We start from the raw sequence: 20894 nt of genomic DNA on the forward strand, positions 1-20894 counted from the left end.
GTATCGTTCCCTACGAAAGGGGATTTCCCCTTGGAAAAATCGGGTTGCCCCTTTGCAAGACTGAAGCCTTGCCCTACATCGACTCTGTTGCTGCCAAAGGCAGCTTCATGAAAAATATTCAAGGATATACCTTTTTCTAGGATGCCTGGTTTATTTCCGGAAATAAATAAGATAAAAGTTCTCTGGCAATAGGACATGCAATGTCTGCGCCGTGTTTTGGTGTATGCTCCACGAGGATTACGAAGCAATATCGGGGATTATCATAAGGAGCATAGCCGGCAAACCAGGCGTGGTTGTCATTTTGACGCCTCGTTTCCGCTGTACCTGTTTTACCGGCAACCCTGTATACATCCAATCCTCTGTCTTTTCCCGTTCCATAAACGATTACGTTCTGAAGAGAGGTGCGTATAATTTCGAGGATAGCAGGTTGTATGGATATTTTTTGTTTATTTTCAGAGGTAAAGGTTCTGATAACTTCTTCCTGACTATTCGTTATTTTTAATAACACATGAGGCTGGACTAATGTGCCACCATTTGCTATAGCAGCATAAACACGAACCATTTGAAGTGGTGTCGTGAGCAGATTTCCCTGTCCAATAGCAATATTCATGGTTGATGGTGCGGTGATTCTCTTAGGCAAATTTCCATCTTTTTCATAAGGAAGGTCGATGCCTGTTTTTTCACCAATCCCGAATTCTTTTGCAAGCGCGTATAAAGATTCTCCACCGAGAATCTTTGCAGTTTCAAAAAAGAAAACATTGCAGGAATAAGCAATGGCATCCCTTATAGTAACCAAACCATGCCCGGTACCCGACCAGCATTTTAAAATGATATTTTTGTACTTGGTATAACCATGACATTCAAAAACGGTATCGTCATTGATATGGTTTGCACTTAAGGTAGCAATTGCGGTAATAATTTTAAAAATAGATCCGGGAGGTAATGTGCCTTGTATAGCTCTATTGAGAAAGGGTTTGGAAGGCTGTTTGATAAGTTCACCAAAATTTTCGTTAAGGATATTGGGATTAAAACGCGGGTTATTAGCCATAGCCAGTATCTCACCTGTCCAGGGATCCATGACGATAATTGTCCCCATATTTGCGCCGAGTGATTTTTCTGCGTAAGCCTGAATTTGACTGTCAATGGTCAGATAAAGATTATTTCCGGCAACTGAGGGTCTTTCGAGTATTATCTTTTCAATCTGATTGTTTTTACAGGTAATTTCTTCAAATCTTTTACCACGCATTCCGCGTAATTCATTTTCATAGTGTGCCTCAACGCCCGTTCTTCCTATCATATCGTTTTCGGCATAACCCTCATACAACAATGTGGAAGTTTCTGCGCCAGTACTGCTCGATGCCAGAAGAAAATTATTCCAGTTATTACTATATTCTTTCCATTCATCTTTGTTCAGTTTACCCATATATCCTAAAATATGTGAGGCTGATTCTTGTTCTGGATAAACCCTTTTGGGTTTCGGAGTGATACGTATGCCGGGAAAGTGATCTTGTTTAACCTCTATCTGGATAACCTTCTCCCATGCAACATCAGAAACAACCGTATGATACTCGGTTTCCTCCTTAATTCTTATTTCTCTGCCCGACCTTTGCTCAACATTTTGCTTAAGTCTTTCCACCCTCTCAACGACCTGTTTTACGTTGCTCAATAGCTTAGTCTGTGGAATTTCTAATAATCCGGATAATCTCTTTAACCATACATCCTGATTTTCGTGGCACTCTATACACGATTTTTTTGTCTGGTTGTGTATCTTTAAATCGGTAATACGGGAGATTGTTTTATTACTATGGGTACTGTAGCAATAGAGTAGGTATTTATATTGTACCGAGACATCAAAGATGTGCTGGTCCATAGCCAATACCCTTCCGTTTCTGTCAAAAATGGAACCTCGTGTAGTTTCAAGGAGGGACGTATCTATGCGGCGACTGTTGGAGATGCCTTTATATTTATCACCTTCGATAATTTGAAGTTGAAAAAGGCGGACGGTAATGCCAATAAAAAGCAGGGCGAAAATAATTAATATAATTTTAAACCGGTAGGGATACATTGGTCACCTATCCCCAACTGAAAAAAGCCTTTGATTTGGTTGGAACTTGCCCAGTATCCAGAATAAGACAGGAATAATGACGGCCGTATATAATGAACAGATAAAGATTATCCATAGTGTCGGTAAAAGATTTAGTGAATGAAAAGAGACGGCAACATATGCTGCATAGAATATATTATAAATAACCGAAAAAATAAAGGTAATCAAGACCTGGGTAATTAAATGTCCTTTATACAGTATTCCCCTGATTGACCAGATAAGCAAACCTATAGCAACAAAAAATACGGAGTTTATTCCAAGACTACCTTCTGAAAGCAAATCTTTTGATAAGCCTGTGAACCAATTGGTAATGGTATTTCGTTTTATATCTGTGAGAAAAGAATAAAATACTACCAATGAAAAATACAGATCAGGTACTGCAGACCCGATAGTAATCCATTGTATCATAGTCGATTGAAAGGCAGAAATGCATATCAGAATGCAAAAGAATGTAAACCATCGCATGATTATCTTCTTGAAAATTCTCTTATTATTGTACTAATTTGTAAGGACTAATACACTCTCAATTTTTGAAATATTTACCATTGGCAATACTTTTACCGACCGGAAGAGTGCGCCACCTTTTATTTCATTTTGCATAACAGTGCCAATAGGCAAAGAGGGCGGATAAAGCCCGCCTATATCAGAAGAGACGATATCGTCTCCTTCTTTTAATTTCGCCCATCGTGGTATATATTTTAATTGGCAAAAAGCGGTAGCATTTCCCTCCACAATCACTTGCTCCCGTGTTTGGAGAATTCTTCCCGGTATGCGGGAGGCCGGATCGGTAATTAATTGAACCATACTGCTTCCACTCCCGACCGTAATGATCCTTCCAATCAGGGTATTATTTGATACCACAATATGATTAACTTTTACTCCCTGTTTTGAACCTGCATTGATCGTTATGCTTTTTCTAAAGTTTGATGTATCATATCCGATAATATCCGCTGGTATCACGCTTGTTTTAACATTTTTATCCTCAATTTGGAACTTTGAGAGCATGCTTAATTTATTCTGGAGTTTATAGATAGTATCCTGTTGTTCTATGATCTTATTTGTTAGTTGGGAAATTTGTTCTTCCAATTGTTTTTTTGCCTGCGCATCCCGCCATGGAGAAATGATTTTATCAAAAAAGTTGCTGGCTGAATTACTGCAGAAACAGGTTGCCCATTGGAGAGGCCTTATCGGTGTAACGCAAGTTGCTTTTATCTGATTTGAAAGCTTTAATGGTAAAAATAATAGTAATAAGGATATTGCCAGAAGGGGAATTATGATTACAAGGGGATTTTTTATAAGATTATGAAAATTAGGAGTGGAGATCCTCATCCTGTAAAACAGCTTTATATAAATCCAGATTTTCGAGGAGATATCCCGTTCCTCGTGCAACGGCTGTTAAAGGATCATTGCCTACCTGAACAGGCAGTCCGGTATCTTCAGCTAATAGTCTATCCAATCCCCTGATCAAAGAGCCTCCGCCTACCAGCACCAACCCATTTGTTATGAGATCTGATGCCAATTCAGGTGCGGTTTTTTCCAAGGTTGATTTTACGGCGATTACAATCTTATCAATAGGCTCTTTTAACGCTTCGCGGATTTCTTCTGAGGTGATGGTTGTTGCCCTTGGCAAACCTGCAATAGTATCGCGCCCTCGTATTTCCAAAGTCAGCTCCTCTTCCAGAGGATAAGCAGAACCAATATGTATCTTTATCTGTTCTGCTGTGCGATGCCCAATCTCCAGGTTATATGTTTTCCGTATATATTGAACAATCGATTCGTCAAATTCATCTCCCGCAATTCTGAGACTTTCGTGCGTAAATATATCTCCGAGTGAAATGACAGCCACTTCTGTAGTTCCACCCCCAATATCCACTATCATACTGGCTACAGGCTCGCCAACGGGAAGACCCACACCAATCGCTGCTGCCTTCGGTTCGGAAATAAGATAAACCTCTCTGGCGCCTGCACGCTCCGCTGAATTGACTACTGCCCGCTTTTCTACAGCCGTAATGCCAGAGGGAATGGCAATTAATATCCTTGGCCGAACCCCCCATTTACGCTTATGAACCTTTGTAATGAAGTATTTGAGCATGGCTTCGGTAATATCAAAATCTGCAATAACACCATTTTTTAGCGGACGCACAACCGCAATACTGCTCGGCGCCTTTTCCAACATGGCTTTTGCAACATTTCCTACTGCATTACCATTCAAAAGAACTTTATTTGTCCCTGGTTTTACTGCTACAACAGATGGTTCCGATAACACGATTCCATGTCCGGGAATGCAAACAAGGGTGTTTGCCGTGCCAAGATCGATTCCCATGTCTGTTGAAACGAAACCTAATAAGAAGTCTAAAGGATGCATTATCGGTTATTAGTGAGAAAATAGTATCGGTTTTTACAAAGATTTATTTTTTTACGCCTTTTTACAGGCCGAATATTTCTGAGGATTGTAGTATTTATTTCTTAACAATTTTTCACAAGTATTCTTGTTTTTTATAGTTACCTTCTAGAGGTCAGATTATACGTTTAGTATTTATAAAATGTCAAGGGGAAAGTGTCTTTTTGAAAGGAGAGAGTAAAAGCATGATGCCTGATGCTGTTGTACAAAGGATTGAAAACCAATCACCACAATTCGTATAGATAGTATTCTGTTTTTCTATTAATTTTATAGAATCTGTAAGTGTGCCACTTATTTCTCTATACCTTCCTTTTTGATCTGTTAATTTCGCATAAATAGTACCGTCAGGCGCTACAAAAGAAGATATTCCGGTATTAGCTGCGCGTGCCATGCAAATACGGTTTTCGACTGCCCGAAATACCATAATGGCGAGATGTTGATCAAGTTCTGCACTGTTTCGAAACCAACCGTCATTTGTTATGTTCAGCATAAAATCGGCGCCATCCATTTTGAACTTGCGTATTAAAGAGGGCACCGTATCCTCATAGCAGATAGATGAACCAAAGGTAAAACACCCGTTCTTTCCTGTATCTAAACGAAATAATACCCTCCTTTGGCCATGGGTTAACCCAATCTCGTAAGGTACCATGCCGGCAAGGAACGGGAAATACTCTTTCAATGGAGTAAATTCTCCAAACGGTACAAGATGGATCTTATCATAGCGATCTATGAATTTTCCTTCCTTACTATAGTAATAGGCGCTGTTAAAATACCGTTGCTCTTTTCCATCAAGGATTAATGCAATGGCTCCTAAAAGTAAATTGGTATTTAAATCCTGCGCTAGTTGCATAGCAGTAATCTGTGATAACATGTCAATCTTTCTTCCTGTGAGTTTGGGGTCAATATTGAGTAAGCCCGGCGCCATAGTCTCTGGCCATACCAGGAGATCGATCACCTTGCCTTTCATGCTCATTGATAAACCGGAATACTTTTTTAAAATATCAATCTGATCTTCCTCCGTGGGTTCAAATTTTAAATCCTGAGGTATATTTCCTTGCACCATACATACGACAGGGCCCTCCTGTGGTTTATAATTCTTAAGCCAATAAAGACCATAAAATACGGTGGCTGCTAACAATACGAAAGGGAAGATACCGATCAGACCAAAAAAGAGAAATTTCCGGTCTGGAAAAGGGATTATTTCATTGCGCTTAATAAAGCGATAGATTATAAAATCCGCAATACATGCATTCACCGTAATGATGATAAAAGAAACTCCATAGACACCCGCAATATCAGAGATTTGTATGAGCGGTAGATAGGTATATTGGGTATGCCCGATAAAGAACCACGGAAACCCCGAGAGAAAAAATGATCGTATAAATTCCAATGCAGCCCATAAGCAGGGTGCGACAATAACAAGCGGCAATCTCAGCTTAACGATAATGAACCGGGTACAGAGTGTAAAAAGGACAAAATATGCAGAACAGTATAAACTGAGTAAGACCCAGGCAATAATGGTGACATGGCGTAACCATGAAAGCTGAATAAAGAAGAATGCTGCGCCGGTAAACAAGGCGCTAAGATAAACGTATTTTTCCTCAGTTCGGATAAGAATGAACCATGGCACAAAGGCAATCCATGCTAAATAACCCAAATCTGCCGGTGGAAAGGAGAGACATAAGAGAATGATAGTAAGAAAGGAAAGGATAAAGACTTTTAAAAAATTTGTTGTATGCAAGGTTTTGTAATTTCTTTGGGTATCTAGAATCTCTTAATCAAGAAGAATAACATCAACCAATTGCCCGGCAGCGAGTTTTTGCGCATCCTCACGGACGATAAGGAGGCAATTGGCCCTGGTAGTGGCTAACAGGTCGGCCGAGCCATGCCATTCTACCGGTGAAACCTTCCATGTATTATCTCGCGCGCAGAAGAGCGCAGGCCGGTATTCGCGCCGTTTCCTTTTAACGAAGATATCTGTCTCCAACGTTGCCTGTATCGTTATTCTCTGTGGATTTGAGAATCCCATCATTTTCCGGATAGCAGTATAAATAAACAATTCAAAGGTGACGAAAGAAGCAACCGGATTTCCCGGTAACGCAAAGATTAGCGTCTTATCCTTTCTGCCAAAAATAACAGGTTTTCCAGGCCTCAACGCTACCTTCTCAAAATAGATTTGAGTATGTAAATCCTTCATTACCTCTCCCACCAGGTCATACTCTCCCATAGAGACACCTCCGGAAAGGATTAAAATATCTTTCTTTAGGCCTTTTTGTAGCATGCCGGAGATTTCCTCTTTCGTATCTTTAACAATACCAAGTATCTCGACATCTGCCTTTAAACGCCTGGCTTGTGCAGCAAGGGAATAACCGTTGCTGTTTCTGATCTGTGCAACAGAGGGCTTCGATTCAACGTCCACGAGTTCACTGCCGGTAGAAATAATACCTATCGTCGGCGTGGGAAACACTTCAACGTATGATTTTCCTACAGAAGCGAGGATACCAATTTCCTGGGGTCTGATAACCATGCCTTTGTATAGTACTGTCTGCCCTATCTGAATATCTTCACCCTTTTTTGAAATGTTACTCCCTTTATCAATAGATCTGAGAATCTTTACGCGATTATCTGTCTGAATGTCCTCTGTTTCCTCAAACTTAACCACAGCATTAGCCCCTTCCGGTACGGCGGCTCCTGTCATAATCTTGGACGCCTGTCCGTGCGATACCTTTTTTGTGGGCATGTACCCCGCGGCGATGCTCTCAATAACTGTTAATTCAACAGGTGCGTGAGCGGTATCTTCTGCAATAATGGCATAGCCGTCCATTGCTGAGCGGTCAAAAGGCGGCATATCAATGTCTGATTGCACATCCTGGGCAAGACAAAGCCCCATAGTATTCTCAAAGGGCACTGCCCTCGACTGCAACGGTTCTGTTTTATCGGTAACGATCTTTATGGCTGTATCGACTGAGATCATAATTCACTTATGGTAAATGAATAGTAATCATATGTCAAGTATGTTACATAAAATTGATGGTATTCCTTTTGGAAAAAAGACTTGACAGGATGAAATCTAATGGTATAAGGGCAGATATAGTGGTCAACGATTGAAAACCAGACAGTGTGTGGCGGAGATGAAGTTTTGTAAACCTCATACCCTCCGGTATCGTGATCAATATTTACCATGGAAACACTCGCAGGGTCGATGTAAGGCGCGGCTTTAGCCTTGCCAGGCAACCCTAAAGGGTGCTCTACGGAATTGAAAATTTCTCAACGTTAAGCGCAGAGACACACGATGTTGCAATGGTACAGACGCAGGATTTTGGAGATGTAAGATGTTGCGTCTCTACTTTACTTAATCCCGTAGGGATGTCATGATTATAGAGAGATGTAAGCCGGTTTCCGGGGTGGCACTGACAAACTTTGTTTGTCAGTGTTTTGTAATCCATATCCATGTACGTAGGTAAATAAGCACGGACAAACCCGTTTGTCCGTACCACCCGGTCTGGAATCCCAAAACCTCAATCTCGTATCCAGAATCATTTGAAGATAGAGAGAAGTTCCCGTACAGAATAGGTTTTGGAATAGCTTCTAGAATCATTTCATCCCTTCAGGGTTGAATGCGGTATGTTCAGTTTCATACAGAGAGTACTATAACTGAAGTCTTCGGTTTGTTCACTCGGAAGATGATTGAGCTAGCGAGGCAATTTACCTTTTAAGATTGACCATATTGGTAATCGCAAAGGATAGAGTAAACGATAAGGAGTAACATTGTTGAGTTTATTTCGAAAGAAAAGTGTGACCCACTGGTTGAGTGTCTCGTGCCTTCTTTATATTATTTTAAATTTCTCCCTTCCTGGTTGTGCTTCATTACAAATCAGAGATAATATCTTTTCCTCTCCGGAAGAAGAATATACGGTACACATTCCTGAAAAAGGATGGGAACCAGTTAAGACAAGCGATGCAGATATGGTCTTGTGGAATAAGCAATATAACGCTATGATTGCCCTCATTTCCAGCGATAGAAAAAGTAAGGAATTTTCTCTGGAAATGCTGAATAAACAACTTTTTATTGGAATGAAAGACAAGGAAATATTTGTGAAGGAGTCTGTAGTAGTAGGTAATCAAAAGGCAATACATACTATTTTGACATCGAAAATAGATGATTATACCTTAAAAATTGATTCTTACGTTATTGAGACAGATAATAAAATTTATGACCTGATGTACTGGGCTCCCCTTGATTTATTTCATTATGCACAGAGCGATTTTGAAAATATGGTAGAAACCTTTAAATATAACCAACTTTAAAAACGTGAACCTATTACTGGTGTCATTCTTGCGCGGGCAAGAAGCTATGTATTAGTAAATACTATTTCAAATGAATATCCTCTTGTCTATCGATGTTGCTGTTAAGAAATTTATCCTTTCTGTAGGGCAGGTAACTTTACTGACGATTAAGGGATTTACCGGTATCTTTTTACCCCCATTTAACCTGAAGCTCGTGCTCCGGGAGATTGATAATTTTGGAGCCGGTTCGCTCTTGTTGGTTGATCTTATTGCGCTGTTTACAGGGATGGTGATGGCCCTTCAAACAATCTACGGGTTGAGTATGTACGGCGCAGAGATTTATGTTGGCGGTGTAGTTTCTCTTTCCCTTGTCAGAGAGTTGGGGCCTGTTATGGCATCTATTATGGTTGGCGCAAGAGTGGGGTCTGGTATTGCGGCAGAGATCGGCTCCATGCAGGTAACGGAGCAGATCGATGCTATGCGGGCATTAGGGGCAAGTCCTGTTAAAAAACTGGTGACTCCAAAGATAATCGCAGCTATGGTTACCCTTCCTCTCCTCACGGTTACTGCTAATATTGTTGGTATTTTTGGCGGTATGATTATTGCCTTGTTCGAGCTTGATATAGACTATACTTTCTATATCAATTCCGTCTTAAATACCATTACAGTTTCAGATTTATTAAGCGGTGTTGGGAAGACAGTATTTTTTGGAATAATTATCGCTGTAGTTGGTTGTTATTTTGGATTAAAAACTACAGGAGGTACCACGGGTGTGGGACGTTCTACAACAATTACTGTTGTCACTATATCAATCTTGATCTTGATTTCAGACTTTTTTCTGACAAAATTATTTCTGATTCTTTTTTAATTTTATAGTTTGAACACAGATAGCACAGATAAAAAATATCTGTTCATGAAACAGAGTTTCTTGACAATGGCGCTCTTAAACCATATCTTCCTGAAAATTATAGAAGGGTTTGAGAATAAGCGTAAATATTCGCTATGATTCCCCTTTGTGGATTTTAGAAAATAATTCTCTGCGTTTATTGGTGAAAATCTGCGTCCTGATCTCATGCCAAAAGTAATTATTGAATTTAAAGATGTGTATAAATCATTTAATGGAATTTTAGTCCACAACGGCATTAACCTGTCTATAGTAGAAGGTGAAATTATGTCCCTTCTTGGAGGTAGTGGATCAGGGAAAAGTGTGCTTCTGAAGGAGCTTATTGGCCTTGTAATACCCGATAGAGGGGATATTATCGTGTTGGGTAATACGGTAACTCAAATGAATGAAGAGTCACTGATTGAGCTACGGGAGCACGTGGGGATGCTGTTTCAGGGAGCTGCGCTTTTTGATTCGCTTACGGTATTTGAAAATATTGCCTATCCGCTCCGGGAACATCTAAAATTGACGGAGAAGGAGATTCGTGAACGGGTAGCCGAAAAATTGTATCTTGTAGGATTAGGCGGTATTGAAAACAAGATGCCAAATGAATTAAGCGGTGGTATGAGGAAGCGCGTTGGACTGGCCAGGGCAATTGCAACGGATCCCAATATTATTCTGTATGATGAACCCACAACGGGATTAGATCCCATAACTGCTCAACGGATTAATGAACTGATTATTGATTTACAAAAGAAGTTAGGGATAACCTCCGTTGTAGTAACCCACGACCTGCACTGTGTTAAAACCGTTTCTAACCGGATTGCAATGCTTTACGAGGGGAAGATTGTTGCTGTTGGTACCTGGAATGAGCTTATAACATCAGATATTCAGGTAGTAAGAGATTTTATCAGTGGTAATATTTGTGAGTAAAAGGGGCGTGTATGGCAAGAGAACGATTTGCTGAATTACGGGCAGGGCTTTTTACCCTGCTAACGTTAACGGGCTTTATTATTATGGTGTTTATCCTTGGCAGTCAGAAGGGATATTTTAAGTCTCAGATCACGATAAAGGCAAAATTCTCAAATGTGTATGGATTACAAGCCGGCGCCCCGGTAAGGTTTATGGGTGTAGGAATAGGTTATGTGAATGATATTTTCCTGCCCGATGAACTGCCTTGTACAGGAATTGTGGTATCGCTCCGGATCGATACTTCAGTCAAAAAGAATATAACTACAGACTCTACTGCCACTATTAAATGGCTGAGTTATGTAACGGGGGATTCTTATGTAGAGATATCGTCTGGTCCCTGTCACGAACCTGTGGTAAAAGATGGAGATTTTATAAAAAGTACAGAACCGGTAGACTATACCGCAGTTATTGAAAATAGTACGAGTGTCATTGAATCCTTTTCAAATATCTCCAAAAAACTGGAAGAAGGTAATTTTGTAGAATTATTAAATAGTACTTTAGTATCGCTGAATGAGAGTTTGAGGGCTTTTCAGACGGGAAACGGCCTGCTTTATTCACTTATGTATGATCCTAAGGGAAAACAACTCTTGGAGAATTTTGCTGCAACTTCTGAATCTCTTAATGAGAGTGCGAAGGCCCTTCAAAAAGGTGAAGGATTGCTTCATTCTCTTATCTACGACCCCAAAGGAAAACAGGTCATGGAAGATTTAATCTCAACTTCTGAATCTCTTAAAGAAATTATGGCAGGGGTTGAGAAAGGAGAAGGTACTCTTGGTGCTCTGATAGGAGACCCTGCCGTGTACGATAACTTAAAAAATCTCCTGGGCGGTACCAACCGCAGTTTTCTTTTAAGAAGTTTAATTCGGAAAAGCGTTGAGAGAGGTAAAGAAGAGGGTAATTATTCAAAATAATGTTAGACCTATTATAATAAAGAAACACCGTTGGTTGTTGTTCTCTCATTTACGGTCTCTTCTCATAAAAAACAGGAGGTGATGTATGGCAAGGCTTTACAGGTTGTCCGAGAATTAAGATTTTTAAAATTAGCATACGATATATTGTGCTTGTAAATATGATATGAATAATAAATGGTATCCTTAAAATTCTTAATTACATTCTCGGACAACCTGTAAAGCCTTGCCCTACATCGACTCCGTGAGTGTTTTCCTGGTAAATATTGATCACTATGATTTCTCTTCTTTGCTTGCTGCAGTTTCTTGGTACTTATCTGTGTTAATCTATGTCCCATTGCATATCCTTACATCGCCAGAGATTCTCGTTTCCCGCTTTTTGGCGAAGATACGTTTTGTGGAAATGAGAAAGGTTGTATTCCTGTTTTTATTGAGATTTACCAAAAGAAAATTTTCCCTGAATACCTCCTACCGTCATAAATAGTTCTGAGTCGCTTTTTGTCAAAAAGAGGAGGACGCGTTCGTTGGTTTCAAAGACAGGACTATCTTCCATTCCCGGCGAGAAAATAACTTTTATCTCCGCACCGGCAGTGGGTTTTCCCTTAAGTATACATTCAACGAAAATAATAGCCTCCCGGTTGTCTCCCTTTGAATGAATCTCTTTAACCTCTCCGTATATAACGAGATCAGAACGGGCAATAAGTTCTGAGTTATCCATCCTCAACATAATACTATATGCTGGTGTGGAGGAAAAACTCCATAAATATAGAATAAGGAAGAGGAGGAAAATCCCCCTCTTCCTTTTTTCCTTTTTATACTTTGCTAGCCACATTTAATGCTTTCCTTCATTATAAAAATTTGTTCCTATATCCCTGCTGCTGTTCTTTGGATTTACAAATCTCACATTAAATGTAGCAACCTTAGAGGCGTCTCCCGGATTAACCACAATATCCCCAACTACAATTCCATTGAGAGAAACGCGAAGGGTCTCCGGGCCCAGAAGAATATTATCTGAAATAGTCAAAGTGACCTTGACCTGATCAATATCTTTATATGAACTGGAGAGTCTGTGTTGTGCCCGATAAAGATCTCCTATATGCCACCAATAACCGTCAAATTGGGAAACAAAAGGATCGCGTGAAAGTACACCATCTACATCGGCTTTTGACCCACCCGTATCTGTATCTGCGGTAGGTAAATGGCGAGTCGTATAGTTTGCAGTTCCTTTTTGTCTGAGCTGTACCTTTACATCTTTTTCACGAAGTCTGAAACTTCCGGAGCCAGGAGCTGGAATTGAAACAGATTCAATCTGAATAATCACATCTTCTGGCCTGGATCCATAAATCGCATAAATACCTGCAATATCATCATACGAAAGATAAGGTTTTCTTCCCGTGTAAAAAGGATACATAAGGGCATTGGGATCAGAGGAATGTGCCAATCCGAGGGAATGTCCGATTTCATGTGCCGCGACGGTAAGCAAATCAATCCCTGCCCCACCATAGGTTGGAGTTACCCATGTTTCATCTTCATCAAAGTGGACATCGCCAGCAATACATCCCCCATTGACGGGTGGTGGATACCACGCATGTGCCAGCACACCGCCGGGTCCGTCAAAAGGATATCCGTCACCATGGTCTCCTGCTCCCCACCAGATACGGATGTCACCAGCACATGAGTTAGCCCCACCGTCTGCAACTTCTGTTGGTTTAACCTCTGCTACATTTGACCAGAGTCCGAATGCCTGTCCTATAACTCCCCGCTCCGATGCCCAGGAGATATCAGGACTGGTATTTCCAAAGCTGTAGGTAAAGCCAGCGATGGGCCAACTTCCACCGGTAAGAGCATAAGGAGCTAGTCCTGCAGGAAGGTCATCATAGAGACAGGGAGAGTCGCTGGTGCAGGGTGATGCTGATGCAGAGGGGGGAGGCGTTGGTTCTACCCGAAGGATTGTGCTATTGTTATTTGTTACAATAAAATTTTTTCCCTGATATATATAACTAACACCTTCGGTGTCTGCTGCAATGGATAAGCTTCCCATCGTTCCCAGAGAAAACAGAGAAATAAACGATATACATATTTTTACATTTTTCATTGCCTTTTCCTTTATTTAAGGTTGTATTACGCAAGAGAAAAAATCCTTTCATTTCTTTTTCTTCATGAATATCATGCATGTTTCTTTAAAATAGGGAAAATACTTTACTCAGTTTTGACTTAAGCAATTCATTTCAATGTTTTTCAGGTCATTTGTATCACCTCCTGTTCATGAATAAGTGGCCATAAATCTCAGGAACATTTTACGGAGTACCGAGTAACTACAATTTTTAAAACTATTCCTGAAAACAAAAAAGCCTTACTGCAAAGATATTCATGGAAAATATCTTCGGCAGTAAGGCTATCTTATTTCTATCGTGTCAGTTATAAGTGTAAGTGTCTGTTATTTATACTGACACTGTTTACGAACACTATCCACGGTTACAAGACCCTTTACTTTGCGTCCTCCGATCACTCGGAGTTTACCTTTGTCGAATATTTACCGCACTACTATTTTGACCTTAATATGTCAATTTATAAACCAAAAATCAAGGAAATTATTATTCTTTTGAACTACAAAAATTTTCCTGTGATAAATGGTAATCATACGAGATCTTACTTTTAATTAAAAAAAGGAATAGTTTATATTTTTTATTTTTCATGATATAGTATGAAAATAGTATTTCATTTTTAATAGATTGATACTTAAAATATTGCTAAATTTGGCAATCAGGAATATGAATGAGAATAAAATAAAAAATATTTTCAAAAACATAATGGTACAGGGTGATACAGTGATAATAAGTTTATTATTGGCTGCCGTTATTATCGTACCTCTGTTCTTCGATATCCGCCTTTACAGTGTTTTCGACCTTAGCAAGGTGACTGCTCTCTATTTGTTAACGATAGCCATTCTCTTTGTATGGTCGATCATGTTTGCTTTGAATTCTCATCTTACCTGTTCACATACTTCAATAGATATTCCTATCCTCGCCTATATAGGAGTTTTTATTATTTCATCAATTCTCTCTATAAACCCCATAATGAGTCTCTTTGGCACCTACAAGCGTTTTGAGGGTTTAACTGCCACGGTATGTTATATCTTTCTTTTTTATACTACGGTCAATTTTGTAACGACAAAAAAAAGGTTTTATTTCCTGTTAATCTCAATTATCACCGGCGCTGCCATCTCATCATGCTATGGAATTGCACAGCATATCGGGTTTGATATGTTCAAATGGAGTAGTTTTGAAGCCCGCCGGGTATTCTCAACCTTTGGGAATCCCGTATTTTTTTCGACCTACCTTGTTATGGCTTTACCATTAGCCGTTGTCTTATTTTTGGGTAACTCTTTCGAACGAAAAGAATCACCTCCGGTAAGAAGTCCTTATATCGTATGGTTTTTTTTTGCGTTATCCTTGATTATTTACACTACCTTTTGGCTTACCAATACCCGCGCATGTTTTGTGGCGCTTCTTGGAGGATTAATTCCTCTGTTCTTTTTTGTTTCCAAATGGCGCCTTACGAAAAGATATAAAAATGTAATTCTCATTGTTTTATATATCCTTATCGGGGTAGCATTTAACGTAAGGCATGAAACCTCGGTTATTAAGCATTTTACCGCTGATGTAAAGGCAGCCGATTCACCCGAATCTTCCGTGAGTAAAGGAGAATCGAAGGAATTGCCGGATTTTGATAATACGCAAAATAAATCAAGGCCGTGGATTACTGCCCACTTGTCCGTTGCCGGTTCATCTTTTTCCCGCATATTCCAATACCTGGCTGCTCTTGAGATTATGAAAGATTACCCTGTTTTTGGTATTGGACCAGATACTATAGGTATTATTTACCAAAAAAACCTTGCAAAGGTATTTTCACTGCGAGAAAGTGACCGGGGGTTTCCTTTTCCGAGACAGGATAGAATTCACAATGATATTCTCGATACGGTCGTCACTCGTGGTATTTTTGGCCTGGGTACTTACCTATGGCTGCTGGCAGCCTTTGGAATATATATTGGTAAAAATTACAAAAAGTTAACAAGTGAAAACAAATTGCTCATGCTGGGGCTTTTAACGGGAGTACTTTGTTATCTCATTCAAAATGAGTTTAGTTTTGGAAATACACCTATTGTTATGCTCTTTTGGATAATGATGGGACTCTGTATCTCAATAATAAAGATGCAAGAGAGAGAGGAATGGGTAATAACTGGAAAATTCCGGAAAGATGCGAAGCTGCAAAGTCCAGGTAATGGGAAAAATCAATATATTCAAACTCCTGCTTTCACAATTTCCCGAATTTCCAACTTTTCCAGATGGCTATGTTGTGGAATTGTGCTGACGGTATTAGGCTTCATTCTCATCTTCGTTATTCGGGTCTACAGGGCAGATGCATACTTTGAATATGGAAGGAGGGTCTTTGGGTTTGAGGATGAAAACGCTCACGGTAAAGTAGAAAAAGGACTCTATCTTATGAAACATGCTATACATCTCAATCCATACGAGACATTCTATCGCGATGAACTGTGCAGGGTATATATACAAATGGCATTTAAAACAAAAAACGAGGTATGGATACAGGGTACGTACGATGAGGCCAATAATTCTTTACAGTTAATTCCAGAACATTTTTTAAGCTTTTTCCAGCTAGGCGTAATATATCAAATGTTAGCTGAAAATTTTAAACGGGATACTATAGACGATGCTATTACCTGTTATAAAAAGGCTATCGAGATGGATGCATTTCAAGCCCCTTTTCATAGCAATCTTGCTTCTTTGTATGCTGGAAAAGGTGATTTTGATTCTGCAATTGAAGAACTTTATCAGGCATATCTGATTCGGCCTTATGAATTACCTTATGTGGAGCGTTTATCCAATATTTTTTTGCAAAAAGGTGATTGGGAGAGAGCTAGTATTTTCACAATGAGAGCTATTGAGCTTAATCCGGCAGAGCCAGGCAATCATAATAAACTCGGGGTTATTCTTAACAAAAAGCAGATGTATGAAGAAGCCGTCATCGAATTTAAAAAGGCAGTGGAAATAAACCCGAAAGAGCCTATGTATACGCATAACCTGGCTAGTACGCTGGTTACTCAGGGTAAAGATGCTGATGCAGAACAGATTATTCAAATGTTCAACGAGATGCATCCTCATCACCGATATATACGTATCCGTTTGCTTTTAGCCAATATTTACTTAGGGAGTAACCATTGGGAAAAAGTAATCTCTGAATGCGGGCAAATTGTTAAGATAGACGACAAATCAGCAGAAGCATATAAAATGCTTGGTATTGCCTATTATCGTATGCATCAATTTGAACTTGCGGGGAAAATGTTAAGCCATGCCCTTACGCTAAAAGCGGATGATCAGGAAATAAAAGATTTACTTACGGCGATTTCATCGAATAAATAAAATTACATGGAAACCTTTTTCAATCCTTCATCGGTTGCAATTATTGGTGCTACAGAAAAACCCGGAAGTCTTCCCGGTATTATTGTAAAAAATCTTCTTGATATGGGGTTTGGCGGTAGGATATATCCCGTTAATCCGAAATACGGGAATGTCTTTGGTTTAAGATGTTTTCCTTCAATACTTGATATCCCCGATGAAATAGCATTAACGGTGATCGCTGTACCTGCCTTATTTGTATTGGATATTTTGAAGCAGCATGCCCTGAAGCAAATCCATTATTCTATAATCATCAGCGCTGGTTTTCGGGAGATGGGTCCGGAAGGTATTGAGATGGAAGAAAAGATCAGGCAAATTGCGATTGAAAACAAAATCCGAATCATCGGACCTAACTGCCTGGGTGTTTTCGATAATTATACAAATTTTACTACCTCCTTCTTGCCGGGAGAAAGGGTAAGTAAGCCGAAAAAAGGCTCACTATCGATCCTTTCTCAAAGCGGCGCCTTTGCTATCGCACTCTTAGATCTGGCAACACAGGAAGGGTTAGGCATAGCCAGAATGATAAATTATGGAAATAGAATTGATGTCGGAGAATCTGCCCTTTTGCCTTTCTTAACCAGTGACAGTTCTACAAAAGTTATTGCTCTCTACATGGAATCAGTTGATCATGGGCGAAAGTTTATTGAAGTGGCCAGGGCATGCTCAAAGAAAAAACCTATTGTAGTATTAAAGGTTGGGAAGGGGGAGGCAGGCATCGCTGCTGCCAAATCTCACACAGGGGCTATCGCAGGAAAGTATGAAATCTATAAGGCTGCGTTTTTAAAATCAGGTATTATTGAAGCAAACGGTCTTGAGGAGTTTATTGATGGTGTCAAAGCGCTTTCCATGCAAAATCCGCCGAAAGGGAATCGGATCTTGATTGTTACAAACGGCGGTGGTTTTGGCGTTATTGTAGCCGATCACTGTTCGGAGAATGGTTTGGAAGTCCCGCCTCCATCCCGTCAGTTAAAAGAGAAGTTGAGAAGCAGGCTCTCAAAATTCTACGTAGTTAATAATCCTGTTGATCTAACAGGAAGCGCCTCTGATGAAGATTATCGCATTGCGATACATACTTGCATGGCCGAAAGTGATGAATATGATGCCGCTATTATCATACCCCTTATGGCTCCGCAGGGTATGACAGAAAAGGTAGTAGATCACATTGCTGATACGATGAAAGTATCAGGAAAACCTGGCGTTATTTGTACCGTAGGCGGTGTATTTACTATGAAGGTAAAACAGTTACTTGAAGAACGCATGTTTCCTGTTTATCCCTCTCCGGAACGCAGTGCAAGAGCTATGGCAATGTTGTTCAGAAGAAAAATTTTACAAGATGGTGTTTTACATTCATTATGATAAAAATTACTTGCATTTTTAGTCAGTGTACCGCTATAGTATTTCTTTCCTGAAATTTCCATCTTGCCTGTCCGTTGATAGATTCCATAAATTTTAGATTTTCATTCACAAACAGGTTAATATTTGGTAGATTAAAAACATATAAAGCGTCGGTGTCGGGGAAAAGCCTTGGTTTTAACATGCTCAGTTTTGGGCTTATCTGAGCAGCTTCGGCACCAGCGCTCTTTTTATTTTTTATGATAAATTATGACTGTGAATGAAATTGAGAAAACAGACCTTCAGGCTATCGATAAGATAGTTAAGGGAAGTTTAGAAATAAAAAAACAAATTGCAAAGGTTATTATAGGGCAAGAGAAGGTGGTTGAAGATCTCCTTATAGCCCTGTTTTGTAAAGGACATTGCCTCTTTGTGGGGGTACCGGGACTTGCAAAGACACTTCTCGTCAGCACCCTTGCAGAAGTTTTAAATCTGAAATTTAATCGTATACAATTTACCCCTGATCTCATGCCTGCGGATATCACAGGAACTGATATATTAGAACAGGATCATGCTACCGGGAAAAGATTTTTTAAATTTATCAAAGGCCCTATCTTCTCAAATATTCTCATTGCCGATGAAATCAACCGTACACCGCCAAAAACACAGGCAGCGTTGTTACAGGCAATGCAGGAATATAAAGTCACCGCCAGCGGCACTACCTATGGGCTTGACCTTCCCTTTGTCGTCTTTGCTACCCAAAATCCTATTGAACAGGAAGGTACGTACCCCTTGCCCGAGGCGCAACTGGACCGATTTATGTTTCAGATCAATGTCCAGTATCCCTCTCAAAAAGAAGAAGTTGAAATTGTACGAACAACTACATCGGCTTTTAAGCCAACGGTAGAGAAGATCTTTAATCCGGAAGAAATCAAGGAGCTTCAAGACCTTGTTACCAGAGTGCCTGTCGCGGATTATGTTATCGAGTACGCCGTAAGATTGGTACGGGCATCCAGGCCGGAGGACCCAAGTGCGCCTGATTTTATAAAAAAGTGGATTAACTGGGGAGCAGGACCCCGTGCCTCTCAATATCTTATTCTCGGAGGCAAGGCACGTGCCTTGTTGAACGGTAGATACGCTGTTACCTGCAATGACGTCAGGGCAATTGCCAGGCCTATCTTACAACACCGCATTATCACGAACTTCCACGCTGAGGCTGAAGGAAAGTCGTCCTTACACATCATCGACCAATTACTTGATACCGTAAAAGAGCACACATAATCAAAAGAAATAATGTGCAATTCTCTGGAGAGAACCGTAAGGACAGGTAATCCTCCTCGAATTCCCTTTAGAAAAGGGAATACCGGAATTTTTATCTTTGGAGTTATCCTGTTATCCTTTGTAAACCTTGCCAAAAAACGAAAATTCCTATACAATTTAGAAAAATGGGATAAAATCGTAATGTATAATCGTATTTGATTTTTATTTTTGGCTTATCCGGTCTTGTTTTTATGGCAGAAAATCCTTTTGATCCCGTAACGTTATCAAAAATTGCCAATCTGGAGTTGCGCGCAAGAATTATTGTAGATGGGGCATTGTCGGGTATTCACAAAAGTCCTTTTAAAGGTTCCAGTATAGAATTTCTCGAACACAAAGAATATTCTCCGGGAGATGAGATAAAACACATTGATTGGAGGGTACATGCAAGGTCAGATAAATATTACATTAAGCAGTTTGAGGAAGAAACCAATCTTAAATGCTATATATTCCTTGATACGAGCGGGTCAATGGGGTATAAATCGACCGGTGTGAGTAAATCTGAATATGCCGCTACCCTTGCAGCATCATTGGCCTATCTCTTATTAAAACAGTCTGACCTTGTTGGGTTAATCAGCTTTAGCGATAAGGTATTGCAATACATTCCCCCGCGATCCCGCATTACGCACCTGCATGCCCTGGTAAATGTTCTGACAGAGGTAAAGACAGCAGGTAAATCAAATATTGGCGATGTACTAAAAGAATTTGTTGAAAAGATTGGGCGGCGTTCTTTGCTTATTGTTATATCTGATTTTTTTGATGATGTTGAAAAAATAGTGCATCAATTAAAATCTTTTCAATTTAAGAAAAATGATATTATTTTATTCCATATACTCGATTCATATGAACTGACGTTTCCTTTTGAGACCATTACTTTTTTTGAGTCCATGGAAGACGAAAGGCGAATTCTGGCAGAGCCTAAGTCTATGAAAGAGCAGTATCTTTCCGAAATTAATCGTTTTATTGAGCAATTCAGACAAACCTGTTATGAGAATCAAATAGACTACCTGCTTATTGATACCTCGACACCGCTAGATCAGGCGTTAATCAAATTTCTTACCAGAAGAGCAGCCACCCCGCGTCCGGCCGGTAAACCATAACATCAAACCTTTTGCTAGCGTGACTTTACTAAAGTAAAGTCAAAATAAAGTCCTAAGGTGTTGAGATATATGAGGAAAGCGAATTTTTTAGTTGTATACACTGAAAGGGATTG

Annotated in this window: 17 protein-coding genes and 1 riboswitch; of the genes, 8 read left to right on the top strand and 9 right to left on the bottom strand. The window is 39.8% G+C overall.

The window, feature by feature from the left end; genetic code table 11:
• Positions 1–136 precede the first annotated feature (136 nt).
• From mrdA to FBQ94_RS00835, 7 genes are all read right to left on the bottom strand, one after another.
• Positions 137–2065 (bottom strand): penicillin-binding protein 2, encoded by a 1929-nt coding sequence (gene mrdA / locus FBQ94_RS00805; protein WP_007220882.1) that lies wholly within the window; start codon positions 2063–2065, stop codon positions 137–139.
• Between the two features lie 3 nt (positions 2066–2068).
• Entirely contained in the window at positions 2069–2569 is a 501-nt protein-coding gene (mreD, locus tag FBQ94_RS00810) for a rod shape-determining protein MreD (RefSeq protein ID WP_007220883.1), read from the bottom strand.
• Positions 2570–2602: 33 nt separating this feature from the next.
• Positions 2603–3433: a rod shape-determining protein MreC gene (gene mreC, locus FBQ94_RS00815; RefSeq protein WP_007220884.1), complete on the bottom strand. Its 831-nt coding sequence runs from the start codon at positions 3431–3433 to the stop codon at positions 2603–2605.
• On the bottom strand, positions 3414–4469 hold the full coding sequence (locus FBQ94_RS00820) for a rod shape-determining protein (protein WP_040543556.1): 1056 nt from the start codon (positions 4467–4469) through the stop codon (positions 3414–3416). Before FBQ94_RS00820 ends, mreC begins: the two co-directional genes overlap by 20 nt.
• Before the next feature lie 181 nt (positions 4470–4650).
• Positions 4651–6246 (bottom strand): apolipoprotein N-acyltransferase, encoded by a 1596-nt coding sequence (gene lnt, locus FBQ94_RS00825; RefSeq protein WP_007220886.1) that lies wholly within the window; start codon positions 6244–6246, stop codon positions 4651–4653.
• 33 nt (positions 6247–6279) lie between these two features.
• Positions 6280–7479 (bottom strand): molybdopterin molybdotransferase MoeA, encoded by a 1200-nt coding sequence (locus FBQ94_RS00830; RefSeq protein ID WP_007220887.1) that lies wholly within the window; start codon positions 7477–7479, stop codon positions 6280–6282.
• A 274-nt stretch (positions 7480–7753) separates the two neighbouring features.
• Complete coding sequence (locus FBQ94_RS00835; protein ID WP_285441924.1) at positions 7754–8002, bottom strand: hypothetical protein; 249 nt, start codon at positions 8000–8002, stop codon at positions 7754–7756.
• 274 nt (positions 8003–8276) lie between these two features.
• Between FBQ94_RS00835 and FBQ94_RS00840 the strand changes: the two genes are divergently transcribed.
• The 4 genes from FBQ94_RS00840 to FBQ94_RS00855 all read left to right on the top strand — a co-directional run bounded on the left by FBQ94_RS00840 (position 8277) and on the right by FBQ94_RS00855 (position 11558).
• The gene (locus FBQ94_RS00840) at positions 8277–8813 is read left to right on the top strand and encodes a hypothetical protein (protein WP_040543558.1); all 537 of its coding nucleotides are present in this window, start codon (positions 8277–8279) and stop codon (positions 8811–8813) included.
• Positions 8814–8883: 70 nt separating this feature from the next.
• A complete protein-coding gene (locus FBQ94_RS00845; RefSeq protein WP_007220890.1) occupies positions 8884–9660 on the top strand; it encodes an MlaE family ABC transporter permease in 777 nt (258 codons plus the stop codon).
• Between the two features lie 204 nt (positions 9661–9864).
• Complete coding sequence (locus tag FBQ94_RS00850; protein WP_007220891.1) at positions 9865–10608, top strand: ABC transporter ATP-binding protein; 744 nt, start codon at positions 9865–9867, stop codon at positions 10606–10608.
• Between the two features lie 11 nt (positions 10609–10619).
• Positions 10620–11558 (top strand): MlaD family protein, encoded by a 939-nt coding sequence (locus FBQ94_RS00855; protein WP_007220892.1) that lies wholly within the window; start codon positions 10620–10622, stop codon positions 11556–11558.
• A 424-nt stretch (positions 11559–11982) separates the two neighbouring features.
• Here FBQ94_RS00855 and FBQ94_RS00860 read toward each other — a convergent pair whose 3' ends face one another.
• Together FBQ94_RS00860 and FBQ94_RS00865 are read right to left on the bottom strand one after the other, a co-directional pair.
• Complete coding sequence (locus tag FBQ94_RS00860; protein ID WP_285441925.1) at positions 11983–12282, bottom strand: hypothetical protein; 300 nt, start codon at positions 12280–12282, stop codon at positions 11983–11985.
• Between the two features lie 105 nt (positions 12283–12387).
• A complete protein-coding gene (locus FBQ94_RS00865; protein WP_007220894.1) occupies positions 12388–13650 on the bottom strand; it encodes a M10 family metallopeptidase domain-containing protein in 1263 nt (420 codons plus the stop codon).
• Positions 13651–13937: 287 nt separating this feature from the next.
• A riboswitch (cyclic di-GMP riboswitch) is annotated at positions 13938–14086 on the bottom strand.
• Positions 14087–14383: 297 nt separating this feature from the next.
• Between FBQ94_RS00865 and FBQ94_RS00870 the strand changes: the two genes are divergently transcribed.
• From FBQ94_RS00870 to FBQ94_RS00885, 4 genes are all read left to right on the top strand, one after another.
• Positions 14384–16996: an O-antigen ligase family protein gene (locus FBQ94_RS00870; protein ID WP_285441926.1), complete on the top strand. Its 2613-nt coding sequence runs from the start codon at positions 14384–14386 to the stop codon at positions 16994–16996.
• A 6-nt stretch (positions 16997–17002) separates the two neighbouring features.
• On the top strand, positions 17003–18388 hold the full coding sequence (locus FBQ94_RS00875; protein ID WP_007220896.1) for an acetate--CoA ligase family protein: 1386 nt from the start codon (positions 17003–17005) through the stop codon (positions 18386–18388).
• Between the two features lie 246 nt (positions 18389–18634).
• Entirely contained in the window at positions 18635–19645 is a 1011-nt protein-coding gene (locus tag FBQ94_RS00880; protein ID WP_007220897.1) for an AAA family ATPase, read from the top strand.
• A gap of 230 nt (positions 19646–19875) precedes the next feature.
• Entirely contained in the window at positions 19876–20781 is a 906-nt protein-coding gene (locus FBQ94_RS00885; protein WP_040543878.1) for a DUF58 domain-containing protein, read from the top strand.
• Positions 20782–20894 lie beyond the last annotated feature (113 nt).

The sequence above is a fragment of the Candidatus Jettenia sp. AMX1 genome (assembly GCF_030263775.1).
GTDB classification, from domain to species: Bacteria; Planctomycetota; Brocadiia; order Brocadiales; family Brocadiaceae; genus Jettenia; species Jettenia caeni.